The following is a 16793-nucleotide window of genomic DNA, read 5'->3' as shown; positions in this document are numbered from 1 at the left end:
TGCCTGAAGTTGCCCTAAAAAGTTAAGAATGGTCTTAATAACGCCCCGACTACATCTGAAACGGTCTGTTTTGACAAGCACAAATGCGTGGAATATGAAAGTTAGTAGGTGGGTTATCGGCAGTGGCGAGAGAATGTTCAACTGTAAATGCGCTTATGTGAATACGGGAAACCTGGCGGTGAAGGATAAGCAGATAAAAAACAAAATGCACGAAAAGCCCGAGGTGAACCCTCCGGTGCCAGACGCGCTGGAACAGGCGCGCTGCGCGGCGGAGCGTCAGGCGCACGCCGGCGGCGCGGGTGATATCAGTCAGGTTTTGATGGCGGGGCTGCCCGCAGCAGATCACGCCCGATTGCGGTTTTGATGCGCCGGGCCTGAGCATGTCGCAACGCGCCGACGCCGCCATGTCCAGGGCCGTCTGAACGCACAGGCCGACCTGATAAAAGCGCGCCTGTCAGGAAGCGGCCGCTTCTGTTTTTTTGACGTGACGGCGTCAGAAATAGAGGGGAATGTTTCAAATTCCTGACGCGCGCCGGTCAGAAATGGTCGGCGATCGGCGTCCAGATTTCGGTTACCGCTCCCTCTTTGCCGGTAAAGGGATCGCGCGTCGGCAGCGGCACCTGCTTCACCTGCTGCTCCGCAGCGTGCAGTTTTGCCGGCTCGTCGCGGTTGGTTTCCGGCGCAAAGCCCTCCGGGTATGCGCCAACCACCATAAAGTCCTCGCTGGCGTAGACCTGCTTATGGCCGACGCCCGCCGGGATTAGCACCGCGTCGCCCGCGCGCAGCGTTACCATGCGGCCGGTGTCGCCGCCGAACAGCACTTCCGCCCAGCCCTGCGCCACGCCCAGCAGCTCATGGGTGTTGGGATGGTAGTGGGTATAGGGAAAAATATCGTAACGCCACGAAGGCGGCCAGCCGTTGCGCGCAAAGGTCTGCTCGAACCAGCCGGCGAGGTCGGGCTCCTCCTCCTCCGCCTCATCCAGCGCCACGCGCGGCCAGATGATAAGCGGCAGAGGATTGTTGGGCACGCCGCCCGACGGGCTGGCGAGCATCAGGTGCTGCGGATTATTCGACGAACCGGCGGCGAAGGTGCCCGCCGCGAAGGACATCAGCAACAACAGACTGGAAGAAGAGGCAGTCATACAGGTTCTCCGGGTAGCTTTCCGCTCAGTGTGACAAACCTGATGGCCGTTGCAATGTGCGCTGGCCAGCAGATCTGCGATAAAAGCATGATTTTGCTAACCAAACACAAATAACAACGCAACAATTCTGTCACTTTGTGCGGTTGACTTATCCCGGCAGCGCTTCGCAGAGCGCAGGCGACGCCACAGCGTCATTTTTCTGCTCCGCCTCCGGCGCGTAATTGGGCAGCTCCTCAACCTTTTCCGGCGGAACGGGCTTGCCCAGCAGATAGCCCTGCAGCGTATTGCAGCCTAATCCGGTTAAAAAGGCCTGCTGTTCGGCGGTCTCTACCCCTTCCGCCACCACTTTAAGATCCAGCGACTGCGCCAGCGCGACAATGGCCGAGACGATGGTGGCGTCCTCGGTGTGATGCTGCAGCTCGTTCACAAACGCCCGATCGATTTTCAGCTCGCTGGCCGGTAAGCGCTTGAGATAGAGCAGGCTCGAATAGCCGGTGCCGAAGTCATCAATCGAGGCTTTCACCCCCAGCTGCGTCAGCTGGGTCAGGATACGCACGCTCTCGTCTGGATCGCGCATCGCAGTAGTTTCCGTGACCTCCAGCGTCAGCATCTCGGGCGGAATGCCGTGCCTTGCCAGCGCCTCGGTCACCGTCTCTACCAGGCTGCTCTGTTCAAACTGCAGGGCCGACAGGTTAACCGCCACCGACCAGTTGGTATGCCCCTGCTGACGCCATTCGCGCAGCTGGCGACAGGCTTCATTAATAACCCAGCAGCCGATAGTGACGATCATCCCGGTCTTCTCCGCCAGCGGCAGGAAGATATCGGGGGTCAGCAGGCCGCGCGTCGGGTGCTGCCAGCGCAGCAGCGCTTCAAAGCCGATAATCGGGCCGCGCGGCGCGCAATATTTCGGCTGGTAAAACAGCCGCAGCTCCTGATTCTCCTGCGCGTGCCACAGATCATTGTTGAGCTGCAGCTGGCTTTGCGCCAGGGTATTCATCGAAGGCTGGAAGAAGTTATGCCCGTTGCGGCCGTTGTTTTTGGTGTGATACATCGCGGCATCGGCGTTGAACATCAGCTCGCGCTCGTCGTTGCCGTCGCCCGGATAGACCGCGATGCCGATGCTCAGCGAGACCATCAGCTCGTAGCGGGAGATCTGAAACGGACGCTCGATAGCTTTCACCAGCGTGTCCGCCACCGTCGCGGCGTCGTTGGGATCGTTGATCTCAATCAGCAGCACAAACTCATCGCCGCCCATGCGCGCCAGGGTGTAGTAGCCCTTCATCTGCTCGCTCATGCGCTCGGTGACGGCGATCAGCAGATTGTCGCCGACGTGATGGCCAAAGGCGTCGTTTACCGCTTTAAAACCGTCGAGATCCATAAACATCAGCGCGAACTGGGTGCGCTCGCGATTGGCTTTATTGATCGCCTGTTCGAGACGATCCTCCAGCAGAATACGGTTCGGCAGGCGGGTCAGGTTATCGTGCAGCGCCAGCTGCGCCAGTTCGCGGTTCGCCTCTGCCAGCGAACGCGCCAGAATAGCGGTGCGCGCCTGCATGCGCGCGTCGAGCATCGACACCAGCAGCGTAATGCCGAGGATCGCCAGGGTTACCACCGTGACCAGGATCGCCAGCCAGTTGCTGTTAACGCCGCTCATGCCGGCGTGGCCGTGCGCCGGGAAGCTGGCGGCCGCCATGCCGGTGTAGTGCATGCCCGCGATGGCGCAGCCCATCACCACCGACGCGCCGAGGCGCAGCAGCGTCGTGCGGCCGCTGGTGCCGTCGCGCAGGTTAAACGCCAGCCACAGCGCCGCGCCCGAGGCCACCAGCGCAATCACCACCGAGAGCGCGATCCAGCCCCAGTTCCAGCTGATGCCGGGAGAGAACATCAGCGCCGCCATGCCGGTGTAGTGCATCGCCACCACGCCGCTGCCCAGCACCAGCGCGCCGCTCAGCAGCTTTTTCAGCGGCAGATCGCCCCGACAGACCAGCCAGAGCGCGAAGATCGAGGCGATAACGGCAATCGCCATTGAGATGCCGGTGAGCGACGCGTCGTAGCTCATTACCATCGCCATGGTCATCGACAGCATGCCGATAAAGTGCATCGCCCAGATGCCAACGCCCATGGCGAAGCCGCCGCCAAACAGCCATATCAGCGCAACTTTCCCTGTCGAGGTGGCGACGCGTCCCGCCATATCCAGCGCGGTAAAAGAGGCCAGCATCGCAACCAGAATAGAAACGATGACGGTAAACGAGTCGTATGAGGTCACCAACATAGTGAAGTCCCGTGAAGGCGCGTAATTGCAGCCATAGCGTTGTAATGAAAAAGTCACAAGGGTGAATTATTTGCTCAGGTTATCGGCAAAAGGCAAAAGGTAATTAGCCCGTCACGATGAAAGGTTCCGATGCCTGTGAGCGTTAAAATCTATCGTCAGACCGCAGCGAAGTCGGCGATGCGATCGGCCGGCGTGGGTTTGCCCAGCAGATAGCCCTGCAGCGCGTCAAAACCCAGCCGGGTCAGCAGCGTCTGCTGCTCTTCGGTTTCGACCCCTTCCGCCACCATCTGCAGGTTAAGCGTCTGCGCCAGCGCCAGCATTGCGCTTACCACGGTGGCGTCCTGGCTGTCGGCGCGCAGGCTGTTGATAAAGCTGCGGTCTATCTTCAGCTCGCTGGCGTCGAGGTGCTTCAGATGCAGCAGATTAGCGTAGCCGATGCCGAAGTTGTCGATCGCCACCCTGACCGCAATTTGTTGCAGCTCGCTGATGCGCTGCTGGCTAAACTGCGGATCGCGCATGGCGATGCTCTCGGTGATCTCCAGCGTCAGCGCGCTGCCCGGCAGCTGATGGCGCAGCAGCGCCTGACGCACCGTCTCCAGCAGATCGCGCTGATGAAACTGCAGGGCTGAAAGGTTAACGGAGACCGTCCAGTGCGCGTGTCCTTCGCTGTGCCACTGTTTAAGCTGGCGGCAGGCTTCGTTGATCACCCAGTTGCCCAGCGCGACGATCTGCCCGGTCTTCTCCGCGCGCGGCAGGAAAATGTCAGGCATCAGCAGGCCGCGCGTCGGGTGCTGCCAGCGCAGCAGCGCCTCAAAGCCGATCAGTTCGCTGCTGCTGGAGCGGAATTTTGGCTGATAGAACAGCTGCATCTCCTGACGCTCCAGCGCCAGCCAGAGATCGTTGGCCAGCGCCAGCTGATGCTGCGCGCTGGCGCTCATCGCCGGTTCAAACAGGCAGTAGCCATTACGCCCGCTGTGCTTGATGTGGTACATCGCCGAATCGGCGTTAAACATCAGCTCCTGCTTGCTGCGTCCGTGCTGCGGCGAGAGCGCGACGCCGACGCTGAGCGAGACGCGCAGCAGGTAACGATCCAGCGAGAACGGCTCGTCAATGGTTTTGACCAGCCGCTGCGCCAGCGCCGCTGCCTGCCGCGGCTCGTTGCCCTGCGTCAGCAGCACAAACTCATCGCCGCCGAGGCGCGCCAGCAGCATGTCGTCGTCGCTGAGCTGGCAACGCAGGCGGTCGGCGACCGCGATCAGCAGGCGATCGCCGACGTAGTGGCCCCAGGTGTCGTTGACCGCCTTAAAGCCGTCGAGATCCATATACATCAGGGTAAAGCCCGGCCTGTCGCGCGTCCCCTGGCTGAGAACGGCATCCAGCCGCTGCTCCAGCATCACGCGATTGGGCAGCGCGGTGAGATTGTCGTGCATCGCCAGCTGATGCAGCTCCTGATTCGCCAGCTTCAGCCGCTGCGCCAGCCGCACGGCGCGCAGCTGGGCGTCCAGCATCGAGGCGAGCAGCGTAAAGCCGAGGATAGAGAGCGTGCCCAGCGCGACCCACACCGCCAGTCCCTGGCCGCTGACCCCCTGCGCCAGCGGCATGCTGTGGCGATCGAACTGCGCCGCCGCCATGCCGGTGTAGTGCATGCCGGCGATAGCGACGCCCATCACCAGCGCGCCGAGCGCGCGCATCGTCAGCAGATGTTTTTCCCCCTGGCGCAGATGAAACGCCAGCCAGAGGGCGGCGGCGGACGCAAGATAAGCGATGGCGAGAGAGAGCGCGACCAGCGAAAAGCGCCAGTGCGGCGCGGGAGAGATCAGCAGCGCACCCATGCCGATATAGTGCATCGCCACTACCCCGCTGCCGAGCATAAGGCTGCCGGTTAGCCAGCGGCGGCGGCTAAAGCCACCGTGCTGAGTCTGCGCAAACGCCAGTATGCAGGCGAGGCAGGCCGCCAGCAGCGACAGCACCGTCAGCCCGGTGTCGTAGCGCATCGGCATCCTCATCGCCAGCATGCCGATAAAGTGCATCGCCCAGATGCCGATGCCCATCGCCATGCCGCCGGCCAGCAGCCATATCCGCGCCATCCAGCCTTGCGACACCGCGACGCGCCCTGCCGTATCCAGCGCGGTGAACGCGGCAATAAAAGCGACGATCAGCGAAACGCCAACCAGGGCGCAGTCCCAGGTGACCAGCAGCATGTGCAACTCCTCACGGCCCGCCCGTGGGCAGACGCTGTGTTGTAATCGAAAACGACGTCAAAAAAACAGACGGATAAAAAGAGGTCAGCCGTGCAGTTTATTATTTTCAGGGCCGTTTAGCGCGCTCCCGACAGCGGCGGAACCTGATTAAGATTTTTCCTGCTCGATAGATAAAAGGGTAACTGGACCTGATTAATGCACGAACATATCACTGTTAACGAGGCGGCGGTAGGGGGCAAAATACCCCGCGCTTTGCTTTTTTTTATATGAGACAAAGTATTGGTATTACAGGTTTATCGCCCTGAAAGGCGAATTGATTAAGGAAAATTTCCGGTATCGCTTCACCGGCGCTTGCACGCTGCTCTATATTAAGTAAAATTTATAAAAAATACTTAGCTCAAAGCTGAGATTATCCTCAGGACGAGGCGCCATTACCTGCCTTGCCGGAGCCGCGGTCGCCAGACCTTGCTTGATTTCATCATTAATCACCGGGCGAAAAAGCACTGACTCTGAATAATCGGTAAGGATTAATTATGAAACTCAAGCTTTTTCTGTTAGCCGCTGCGGGCCTGACTTCGGCACTCCCTGCTGTGACTTTTGCCGCCACCACAACAGGAACAATCAATGCCACCCTGACGCTGACCACCGGCTGCCTGGTGAACGGCCAGTCCGCCACGACCGGCGTTAACTTCGGTACCCTGAACTTCGGCAGCAGCGCGGCGACCTTTGATACCCTGAACGCCACGCTGGTCGGCGCGTCCGGCAACGGCATCTACGTGCGCTGCACCACCGGCCAGACCTATAACGTGCAGGTGACCAGCAGCAATGAGGCGCCCGCCACCGTTTTCGGCACGGTTTCCGGCCAGCCGCGCTATCTGATCCTCGGCTCCAACAACACCCAGGGGATCGCCTATACCCTCTACAGCGACGCGGCCTTTACCACCGCTATCGCCAACAACACCAATATCGCCGCCAGCGGCACTACCGATCCCACGCTGGGCACCAACTACGCGATTTACGGCCGCGTCGTGGGCGGCGGCTTCAACCCGCTGATCCCGGCAGGCACCTACACCGACACCATTAACGTCGCCGTGAATTACTGATCGCGCGGTCAGGAGTATTCGGGTGGCTGCGTCGCGCGCTGTGCGCGGGCTGATCTGCGCGCTGCCCCTGCTGACAGGAAGTCTTAGCGCCTGGAGCCTGCCCACCAGCACGTTTCAAGTCTCAGCTTCCATCGTGGCGGGCTGCGTCGTCTCCGGTAGCAATACCGGCGTCTTCGGCACGCTTAATTTCGGCTCGCAGTCAGGCGTTGCCAGCAACAGCGTCAGCGCCAGCTTCGTGCAGAGCAGCACCATTACGCTCGCCTGCACCCCTGGCACCACGCTGAGCATGAGCATCAGCGGCGGCAGCAACTACACCACGACGCGCAACCTGAAGCACACCAGCAATACCAATACCGTGCCCTACACCCTCTATACCAACGCCAGCCAGACCACCGCCATTCCGGTGAACAGCCCCGTCGCGCTGAGCTACAGCAATGCCAGTAACATTACGTTGCCGATTTACGGCCTGCTGAAGCTGCCCGGCCCGACGCGCGCCGGCGTCTACACCGACACGCTGACCGTGACGCTGAGCTGGTAGCCGCATGCTTAAAGGAGAACGTTGATGATGCGCGCCCTGTTGTTGTTTGTTTCCCTGCTGACGACCAGCGTTCAGGCGGCAAATTCGCTGATGATCTGGCCGATCGATCCCAGCATCAACCCGGATGAGAAAGCGAGCGAGCTGTGGCTGGAAAATCGCGGCAGCGTCACCACGCTGATGCAGGTGCGCATCTTTAGCTGGCAGCAGATCGGCGGCAAAGAGCAGTACGCCACCCAGCAGAGCATTGTCGCCAGCCCGCCGCTGGTGCGCATCGAACCGGGCAAAAAGCAGCTGGTGCGCCTGATTAAGCAGACGCCGCCCGGCGCGGGCCAGGAGCTGGCCTACCGCGTGGTGCTTGATGAGATCCCGACGCCGCGCACGCCGGGCGAAAACCAGGCGGGCCTCAATTTTCAAATGCGCTACTCGGTGCCGCTGTTTGTCTACGGCGAGGGGCTGACGCGCGACGCGGCGAAGCCGGAGCTGAGCTGGCGGCAGGTGAGCGAAGGCGGCCGCCCCTGGCTGCTGCTCACCAATCGCGGCAGCGGCCACGCGCGCCTCAGCAACGTTGCCGTTGGCGGACGCAAGCTGGGGGACGGCCTGTTCGGCTACGTGCTGGCGCGCAGCGAAAACCGCTGGCCGCTGAAAAGCGCGGTTAACGGCCAGTTAACGGCGGACACCAACGCCGGCGCGTGGCGCAGCGCGCCCGGCCGCTAAATGCCGCGCGCTCTTCACCCCTGCGCGCTGGCGGTGGCCAGCGTCTGCGCCTGTCTGACGCCGGCCGCCGCGCTGGCGGAGACCTTTTCGTCGCTGCCGCCGCCGCCGTCGCTGGATAACAGCGGCACTGGCCAGCGCTATATGCTGGAGCTGGTGGTCAACCAGCGCGATGGTGGCGCTATCGTGCCGGTAGAGCGACGCGACGGCCACCTGCTGGTGCGCGCCGGCGACCTGCAGCGCGCCGGCATCCCCGCGGAAAAACTGCCGGGTCCGCAGCTGGTGGACGTCAGCCAGTGGCCCGAGGTCAGCGCGAATTATGACGATGCCCGGCAGCGGCTGCTGCTGACGGTGCCGCCCGCCTGGCTCCCCGGTCAGGTGATTGGCGAGGCGCAGAACGGGCCGCGCTATCCGGGCCGCGCCACCACCGGCGCGCTGTTCAATTACGACCTCTACGCCACGCGCACCACCAACGCGGGCACCCGCCTTTCCGCCTGGAACGAGCTGCGCTTTTTCGGGGCCGCTGGCCAGTTTTCCAGCAACGGCGTCTGGCAGCAGCAGATAGAGGGCCGCGCGCCCGCGCAGGATGATGGCTATATCCGCTACGACACCTGGTGGAGCAACGAAGATGAGAACAACGTGGTCAGCTGGCGCGCTGGCGATCTCACCACCGACGCGCTGAGCTGGAGCAACAGCGTGCGCCTCGGCGGGATACAGGTCGGGCGCGATTTTAGCGTGCGGCCCGATCTGGTGACCTATCCGCTGCCCGCCTTCTCCGGCCAGGCGGCGGTGCCCTCCACCGTCGATCTCTTTATCAACGGCTACCGCTCCAGCCAGGCGAACGTGCAGCCGGGGCCCTGGTCGCTGACCAACGTGCCTTTCGTCAACGGCGCGGGCGATGCGGTGATCACCACCACCGACGCGGTGGGGCGTCAGGTGACGACGACGCTGCCCTTCTATGTCTCCAGCACGCTGCTGAAGGCGGGCCTGAGCGACTACTCGGTTTCCGCCGGGGCGTTTCGCGATAACTACGGCATTCACAATTTCGATTACGGCGAGGCGGCGGCGAGCGGCTCGCTGCGCTACGGCGCCACCGACTGGCTGACGCTGGAAACCCATGCCGAAGGGAGCGACAGCCTGGCGATGGGCGGCGCGGGCGCGATGTTTCGCGTCGGCAGCTTCGGCGTGCTGAACGGCGCGGCGGCGCAAAGCCAGATGAACGGTGCAGGCGGCAGGCAGTACAGCTGGGGCTACCAGTACAACAACAGCTGGTTCAGCATCGGCACGCAGCATATTCTGCGCAGCCGCGAGTTCGGCAATCTCGCCCTGCTCAGCAGCCGCAGCGGCAACAGCGATACCAGCAATACCACCTACAGCCTGGCGCGCCGCAGCGCCCAGTATAACGCCAGCCTGTCGCTGAGCCAGTACGGCAGCCTGGGCGCCGCCTGGATTGATATCAGCGGCGGCGACGGCCAGCATACGCGGCTGCTTAACCTCTCCTGGAGCAAAAACCTGTGGGGCAACTCAAGCCTCTACGTCTCCGCCAGCCGCGACCAGCAGCAGGGCGCATGGAGCGGCGCAATTTCACTGGTGATCCCGTTCGGCGAGCACGGCAGCGCCTCGGTAAGCATGGAGCGCGACCAACAGGGTGAGAATAATCAGCGCCTCTACCTTTCGCGCTCGATGCCGAGCGATGGCGGCTTCGCCTGGGACGCCTCCTGGGCGCATCAGGGCGGCGACAGCGGCGACTACCGCCAGGGAAGCCTGCGCTGGCGCAATAACAAAATCGACACCTCGGCGGGCTTCTACGGCGACGACGACTACAACACCCAGTGGGCGGATCTCACCGGGTCGCTGGTGCTGATGGACAACCAGACCTTCGCCGCCAACGCCATTAATGACGCTTTCGTGGTGGTGAAAACCAGCTACCCCGACGTCAACGTGCGCTATGAGAATCAGTCAATGGGACGTACCGACCGCAACGGCTATCTGCTGGTGCCCTCAATCAGCAGCTACTATCCGGCGAAGTACGATATCGACACGCTCGATCTGCCCGCCGATATGACGACGCCCAACGTCGAGCAGCGCTTTGCGGTGAAACGCCAGAGCGGCTATCTGCTGCACTTCCCGGTAGAGAAGCTGCGCGCCGCCAGCGTGATCCTGCAGGATGCCGACGGCCAGCCGCTGCCGGTCTCCAGTCAGGTGCTGCGCGACGGCGAGGCGACCGGGTATATCGGCTGGGACGGCATCGCCTGGCTGGAAAATCTGCGCGCCAGCAATCCGATGCGCGTCACCACACCGGACGGCCGCAGCTGCAGCGCCGAGCTGACCATCGCCAGCGGCCAGCCGCAGGCGCTGAAGACCTATGGGCCCATTATCTGTCCGCTGCCGCCGCGCCCCGCAGGCGCGCCGACGCCCAGTGCCGATAACTCTACCTCAGGGATTACGCCATGAAAAAAATCCTGCTGCTGCTGGCGCTGCTGGCGCTCTTTCCGACGCTGTCGCGCGCCGCCTGCGCCCTGCCCAGCTCCACCGCCAGCTTTGGGTCGGTCACTACCTTTGTGGTTAACACTACGGCGCAGGCGACCTCGACCAACGCCAACGTCAACTGCGGGTCCGGCTCGTCGCTCTCGCTGCTGGGCAATAACCAGATCACCTTCCAGCTAACCGGCGCCACCAGCGTCAGCGGCACGCGCGGCACCCTCAAGCGCAGCGGTGACACCGGCAGCGATAATATTCCGGTGCAGCTCTGCGTCGACAGCGCCTGCGCCACCGAGCTGACCATTGGTGCCGCCGCCTATGTCTATAGCCAGGCGGTGCTGGTCAACCTCGCCGGCCTGCTGGGCAGCCTTAACTTCGCTATTCCGGTCTATTTGCGCAGCGTGCCGGGCCAGACGGTGGCCGCCGGCACCTACACCACCACGCTTAACCTGGCGGTGACCTATAACATCTGCACCAGCGTCGGCGTCGGCAACGTCTGCCTCTCGCCGCAGAGCGGCAGCGGCGTTATTCCCATAACCGTTACCATGGTGGTCACCAACGACTGCACCACCATTACCGCGCCCAATATCAGCTTCGGCAGCGCACCGCTGGTCGGCAGCTTCTCCGCCGTGTCGCAGACCATTAATGTGGTGTGCAGCAAAGGCAGCACCTACACGGTGGGATTAAGCAACGGCAGCTATGTCAGCGGCACGCAGCGCCAGATGGCGAGCGGCACTAACCGGTTAAGCTATGAGATTTACAAGGGAACCAGCAGCAACCGCTGGGGGCCGAGCGGCACCGAACGCTACAGCAGCGCCAGCGCCACCAGCGTAAGCTCGGATGGACTGACGCGCGGCTACAGCTATACCGCGCGCATCCTTACCACGCAAACCACGCCGCCCGCAGGCAGCTACACGGACAGCGTGGTGGTGGATCTGTCGTTTTAGACTGAGGCGCTGGCGGCCGCGCCGCTGTGGCGCGCGCGGTACTGCCTGACCATACGGCCAATCAGCAGCGTGCCGATCAGGCCGCAAACGGCGGCGAAGGTCAGCCAGACGCCGGGCATCGCCTTATCGCCGGTGGCGTGGATCAGGTAGCTGGAAACCGCAGGCGTAAAGCCGCCGAACAGCGCGGTCGCCAGGCTATAGGCGAGGGAAAAGCCCGAGGCGCGCACTTCCGCAGGCATAATCTCCGCCAGGTAGACCACCATCGCACCGTTATAGCTGGCGTAGAGGAATGAGAGCCACAGCTCCGCTTCCATCAGATGAGCAAAGGTCGGCGCTCCCACCAGCCAGTGCAGCACCGGCCAGGTGGTGACGATCATCAGCAGCGTAAAGGTAATCAGCAGCGGACGGCGGCCGATGCGGTCCGACAGCGCGCCCATTATCGGCAGCCAGATCAGGTTAGAGACGCCAACAAACAGCGTCACCAGGAAGCTCTGCTTGTCGCTCATCATCAGCACGGTTTTGCCGAAGGTGGGGGTAAAGGCGGTGATCATATAGAACATCACGGTGGTGGTGACCACCATCAGCATACCCGCCAGCACCAGCGCCCAGCTGCTCGCCAGCGAACGCATAATCTGCCGCATAGTCGGATGCTGTTTGCGCTGGCTGAAGGCTTCGGTCTCTTCCAGCATGCGGCGGACCCAGAAGAGAAAGGGCACGATCATACAGCCGACGACGAAAGGAATACGCCAGCCCCATTCCGTTACCGCCTCTTTCGCCAGCAGATGGTTGAGCAGCAGGCCGAGCAGCGCGGCGAAGATCACCGCAATCTGCTGGCTGCCCGACTGCCAGCTGACGAAGAAGCCTTTGCGCCCTTTCGGCGCCACTTCCGCCAGATAGACCGAGACGCCGCCCAGCTCAACCCCAGCGGAGAAGCCCTGCAGCAAGCGGCCCAGCAGGATCAGAATCGGCGCGGCGGCGCCCAGCGTGGCGTAGCCCGGCACCAGCGCGATGGTAAGCGTACCGATCGCCATCAGCCCCAGCGTCAGCAGCAGCCCTTTGCGGCGGCCGTGATGGTCGATATAGGCGCCAAGCACGATAGCCCCCAGCGGCCGCATCAGGAATCCGGCGCCGAAGGTCATCAGGGTCAACATTAGCGAGGCGAAAGGATCGTCGCCGGGAAAGAAGGTTTTTGCAATGGCGGTGGCGTAGTAGCCAAACACCATAAAGTCATACATTTCAAGGAAGTTACCGCTGGTAACGTTGAAAATGGTTCGAGCGCTGCCCTGAGGCTTTTGTAAAGACGGAGTGTGACTCATAGTGGCTTCCTGCGTTTTTTCTCCGTTTTAGCCTGAGCGAGCCGCGAATAATGTGACGCATATCACCATTGCACTTTACAATTCTGAAACCAAGAGTAACAAATAATTAACCCCGCAATTATGCAGCATAATTCACCGTTACGCGGGCGGGCGCTGCCTGAGTATGCTTGTCAGCGCTTGCGCCCGTGACCGTCAATCACAGCCGCGCGCTCAGAGAAAAACGCTGCTCTGCGATTTACGGCAGTCGCGCGGGCTGCAGCCAAACCAGCGCCGGAACGCGCGCGAGAAGGCGCTGACCTCGGAATACCCCAGCAGCAGCGCCATTTCAGAGACCGACAGATGGTGCTGCTTCAGATAATGGGTCGCCATCTCTTTGCGCACGCTGTCCACCAGCGCGGAGAAACTGGTCTGCTCATCGCGCAGTCGCCGCTGCAGCGACCAGGCGGAGAGTCCCTGCTTCTCGGCGATAATCTCCAGCGAGGGTTCGCCATTCAGCAGCTGAAGATGAATATCGGTGCGGGTCTGGTTAACGGTATCCTGGCTGACCACCGGCGGGCTGAGGCGACGGATCGCATCCTGCATCACCAGCAGCAGCATCGGATCGTGATCCGGCATTTTGCGGTTCAGATCCGCCTTAACGATGATCATCGAGTTAAAGGGCTGGTCGAAATAGACCGGCGCATCAAAGACCTTACAGTGTTCATGCCAGTGCTCAGGGCGCGGATGTTCAAAATGGACTTCGCGCGGCGCCCAGTGCCGCCCCGCCGCGTGGCGAATCAGGTTAAGAAACATGCCCAGCGTCAGCTCTGCATCCTGGCGGCGCAGAAGAATTGCGCCGTGACGCACCTGATAGTCGAGCTGCCAGCAATCGCTGTGCTCCGTCAGGCGGACGCAGGTATTGTGCTGATGCCAGGGAAAGGCGTTCACCACGTTTCGCAGCGCCTGCTCCAGGGTTGCCGAACAGAGGCCGATATAGCCAATCAGGCCCAGAGACTGCGGCCGGAACTGATGGCCATACTGCAAACCGAAATTGTCTACCCCCGCCTGGCTGGCGGCCTCTTCCAGCACCCGGCAGTAGTTCACCAGATCCAGACTCAGCGTCGGGCAGGCGAGCGTAGCGGCGTCGATGCCGCTGACGCCAAAAATGCGATCCACATCGCCGCCCTGCGCATTGATGAAATCACCCAGTCCTGTCGCGGCGGCCGACAGGACGCCACGGTGACTGCTGCCTGCGCTGGACATCGCCGTCAGCGCAACCTCGGGAAATCTGCTGGCCATGATCTTTTCCGCCTGAAACTGAATATCGTTAGTTTCTGCAAGAAACATACCAGCCGCCGGAGATGAGATTACAGCCACTTAGCACCGTGCCGCCGCCGGTTGCACTGTTGTCGTTCATGCAGGCACCGCCAGAGTGCGCTACAGGCCGATCGGCAGAGGCGCGCCGTCGAGGTAGCGGTGGCACAACCGCACCGTATCGCCGGCCCAGCCGCTGCCGAGGCTGCGGGCCATCTCCGTTTCACAATGGGAGGCGACCCAGGCGGTAAGTTGAATGCGGCGCTGAATCAGCATCGACGGCAGGATGGCGAGATCCTCATCGCTGAGGTGCGCCACCTGTTCGTAGCCGTTTAGCCAGTTTTCTACCCACTGCGGGGCGCTGGGATGATGCTCGACAAAGCTGATCGCCGCGGCCAGATCGTGCAGATACCAGCCCATGCCGCAGTCATCAAAATCGATCACCCGCGTTTCGCCCTGATGAACCAGCAGATTGGTCAGACGCAGATCGGCGTGGATCAGGCCGTAGCGATCGGGCGACTGCCCAAATGCGGCCATCTCGCGACCGACCTGCGCCAGCGTCTCCTCAACCACCGCGTGCTGCGACGGCGCTAGCCCCGCCACCTCACGCCAGTCGCCCCAGTGGCCGGCAGGCGAAACCATGCTGTGATGATCCCAGACGATGCGGCGAAACGCCTGCGGCTTTTGCCAGCGCCGACTGTGGTGGTGCAGCTGCGCAGTGATGCGCCCCAGCTGACGAAAGGCCGCCGGATCGACCGCGTCGGTGAGCATCTCGCCCTCTATCCAGTGGAACAGCACGGCATAGCGTTCGCCGCCCTCCGCCAGCGGCAGCGTCTGAATCCGTCCGCCCTGCCCGTCGCGCACCGCCACCGGCACGCAGATCGCGGCGGCCTGAAGGGCGTCCAGCCAGTGCAGCTCGCTTTCAATATCCTGCTTCGTGTGGTAATCGCCGCGGTGAATGCGTAACGCATAGCGTCCGTGCGGGGTGCTGACAGACAGGGTCGCGTTTTCGGAACGGCACAGCAGTTTGACCTCGGCGTGCAGGCAGGCGGGATAGGCCTGCAACGCCTGGTGGGCAAGCTGAAGAATGGCGTCGTTACTTAAGGTGTCATATTGCTTAATGCTCATCGCTGGCTCCCTCTCTCCTCGTGTGGAACCAGCATGGCGCTGAACCCGCCCCGCACGCTTGACCTGAGAGCAGACAAAAATTGACTTCAGCAGAGTCACCACGGCCTGTGGTGGGGCAACTTGACCCCAGCCGACGAGTTTCTGTTTTCTGCGGTCAAGTTTTTCTCTCGCCGCTGTGTCCATCATCTACCCGTCAGCTTTTTAGGCATCGCCTTTCACTTTACACAGACGGGGAACGCAGTGATGAAAGAGAAACTGAAACCCACTCTGGGCACCCTGCAACTCTGGGGTATCGCCGTGGGACTGGTTATATCGGGAGAGTACTTTGGCTGGAGCTATGGCTGGGGCGCCGCCGGCACCCTGGGCTTTCTGGTGACCACCCTTTTTGTCGCCGCCATGTATAGCTGTTTTATCTTCAGCTTTACCGAACTCATGACCGCCATTCCACAGGCAGGCGGCCCTTTTGCCTACAGCCGCCGGGCCTTCGGCGACACCGGCGGGTTGATTGCCGGCATCGCCACCCTGATCGAGTTTGTGTTCGCTCCCCCGGCTATTGCGATGGCGATAGGTGCCTACCTCAACGTGCAGTTTCCAGAGGTGAACCCCAAACTTATCGCGGTCTGCGCCTACGCCATCTTTATGGGCCTCAACATTGTCGGCGTCAGCATTGCGGCCACCTTTGAGCTGCTGGTCACCTTGCTGGCGGTGATTGAACTGCTGGTGTTTATGGGCGTGGTGGCGCCAGGCTTCAGCCTGACAAACTTTGTCGCTCACGGCTGGGCGGGTCAGACGTCATTCTCGCTGGCCGCGGTCTCCGGCATGTTTGCCGCTATTCCGTTTGCCATCTGGTTCTTCCTGGCGATTGAAGGGGTAGCGATGGCGGCCGAAGAGGCCAGAGAGCCGCGCCGCACTATTCCGCGCGCCTATATCAGCGGCATTTTAACCCTGGTGGTGCTGGCGATTGGCGTGATGGTGTTTGCCGGCGGCGCGGGCGACTGGCGCACGCTGTCGGGCATTAACGATCCCCTGCCGCAGGCGATGAAAATGCTGGTGGGCAACGATTCACGCTGGATGCATATGCTGGTCTGGATTGGGCTGTTCGGTCTGATCGCCAGTTTTCACGGCATTATCATGGGCTATTCCCGCCAGTTCTTTGCGCTGGCGCGCGAGGGCTATTTGCCGCCGTCGCTGGCGAAGCTGTCGCGCTTTAACACCCCGCACCGGGCGATTCTGGCGGGCGGCGCGATCGGCATCCTCGCCATTTTCTCAGACGGCATCAGCTTTCAGGGCATGAGCCTGACCGCGGCGATGATCACCATGTCGGTATTTGGTGCCATCGTCATGTATATCATGAGCATGCTGAGCCTGTTTAAGCTGCGCCGCTCGGCGCCGACGCTGGCGCGCAGCTACCGTGCGCCCGGTTATCCGCTGATCCCGGCCTTTGCCCTGTGCGGCGCGGCGATCTGCCTGATAGCGATGCTGTGGTTTAACCCGCAGATCGGCGCGCTGTTTGTCGGGCTGATGGTGGCGGGCTATCTCTATTTTCTTACCACCCAGTCCCGCCGCGGCGCGATTGCGCGGACCTCTGTGGCCGCAGAAACCGACTAACGCTTATATCAGCCCGGCTGCCCAGCCGGGCAGCACCAGCAGCAAGGAGTTAC

General features: G+C 62.0%; 13 protein-coding genes. 7 read left to right on the top strand and 6 right to left on the bottom strand.

The features are described from left to right. The first annotated feature begins 70 nt into the window (after nt 1–70). Nucleotides 71–364, top strand: coding sequence for a hypothetical protein (locus LB453_RS05570; RefSeq protein ID WP_224481614.1), 294 nt, complete (start codon nt 71–73; stop codon nt 362–364). Between the two features lie 172 nt (nt 365–536). Here the strand turns inward: LB453_RS05570 and LB453_RS05565 are convergent, their stop codons facing one another. The 3 genes from LB453_RS05565 to LB453_RS05555 form a co-directional block, all read right to left on the bottom strand. Continuing rightward, complete coding sequence (locus tag LB453_RS05565) at nt 537–1142, bottom strand: cupin domain-containing protein (protein ID WP_103794674.1); 606 nt, start codon at nt 1140–1142, stop codon at nt 537–539. Between the two features lie 148 nt (nt 1143–1290). Continuing rightward, nucleotides 1291–3414, bottom strand: coding sequence for a putative bifunctional diguanylate cyclase/phosphodiesterase (locus tag LB453_RS05560; RefSeq protein ID WP_103794673.1), 2124 nt, complete (start codon nt 3412–3414; stop codon nt 1291–1293). A 155-nt stretch (nt 3415–3569) separates the two neighbouring features. Next, nucleotides 3570–5615, bottom strand: a complete 2046-nt coding sequence (locus LB453_RS05555) for a putative bifunctional diguanylate cyclase/phosphodiesterase (protein ID WP_103794672.1) — start codon at nt 5613–5615, stop codon at nt 3570–3572. 533 nt (nt 5616–6148) lie between these two features. On the opposite strand from LB453_RS05555, the gene LB453_RS05550 reads away from it, so the two are divergent. The 5 genes from LB453_RS05550 to LB453_RS05530 are packed head-to-tail and all read left to right on the top strand — an operon-like array spanning nt 6149 to nt 11395. Beyond that, on the top strand, nt 6149–6718 hold the full coding sequence (locus LB453_RS05550) for a spore coat protein U domain-containing protein (protein ID WP_103794671.1): 570 nt from the start codon (nt 6149–6151) through the stop codon (nt 6716–6718). 49 nt (nt 6719–6767) lie between these two features. After that, on the top strand, nt 6768–7256 hold the full coding sequence (locus LB453_RS05545; protein WP_224481759.1) for a spore coat U domain-containing protein: 489 nt from the start codon (nt 6768–6770) through the stop codon (nt 7254–7256). 27 nt (nt 7257–7283) lie between these two features. After that, nucleotides 7284–7970 carry a molecular chaperone gene (locus tag LB453_RS05540; protein ID WP_199187300.1) on the top strand — a complete coding sequence of 229 codons (687 nt, stop codon included), beginning with the start codon at nt 7284–7286 and terminating at the stop codon, nt 7968–7970. Next, nucleotides 7971–10421, top strand: coding sequence for a fimbria/pilus outer membrane usher protein (locus LB453_RS05535; RefSeq protein WP_103794668.1), 2451 nt, complete (start codon nt 7971–7973; stop codon nt 10419–10421). Next, on the top strand, nt 10418–11395 hold the full coding sequence (locus tag LB453_RS05530) for a spore coat protein U domain-containing protein (protein ID WP_103794667.1): 978 nt from the start codon (nt 10418–10420) through the stop codon (nt 11393–11395). Before LB453_RS05535 ends, LB453_RS05530 begins: the two co-directional genes overlap by 4 nt. On the opposite strand, the gene LB453_RS05525 is transcribed toward LB453_RS05530, so the two are convergent. The 3 genes from LB453_RS05525 to LB453_RS05515 form a co-directional block, all read right to left on the bottom strand. Next, nucleotides 11392–12711: an MFS transporter gene (locus tag LB453_RS05525; protein WP_103794666.1), complete on the bottom strand. Its 1320-nt coding sequence runs from the start codon at nt 12709–12711 to the stop codon at nt 11392–11394. The two genes, LB453_RS05530 and LB453_RS05525, sit on opposite strands and share 4 nt — an antisense overlap. Nucleotides 12712–12921: 210 nt before the next feature. Further along, a complete protein-coding gene (locus LB453_RS05520; protein ID WP_103794859.1) occupies nt 12922–13989 on the bottom strand; it encodes an AraC family transcriptional regulator in 1068 nt (355 codons plus the stop codon). Between the two features lie 138 nt (nt 13990–14127). Further along, nucleotides 14128–15132 carry a phosphotransferase enzyme family protein gene (locus LB453_RS05515; protein ID WP_103794665.1) on the bottom strand — a complete coding sequence of 335 codons (1005 nt, stop codon included), beginning with the start codon at nt 15130–15132 and terminating at the stop codon, nt 14128–14130. Nucleotides 15133–15375: 243 nt separating this feature from the next. Between LB453_RS05515 and eat the strand changes: the two genes are divergently transcribed. Beyond that, nucleotides 15376–16740: an ethanolamine permease gene (gene eat, locus LB453_RS05510; RefSeq protein WP_224481613.1), complete on the top strand. Its 1365-nt coding sequence runs from the start codon at nt 15376–15378 to the stop codon at nt 16738–16740. Nucleotides 16741–16793: the final 53 nt, after the last annotated feature.

It is taken from the genome of Pantoea agglomerans (assembly GCF_020149765.1).
GTDB classification, from domain to species: domain Bacteria; phylum Pseudomonadota; class Gammaproteobacteria; order Enterobacterales; family Enterobacteriaceae; genus Pantoea; species Pantoea alvi.
Note: the sequence above shows the minus strand (reverse complement) of the source record. Positions and strands in the feature narration are given on the sequence as shown.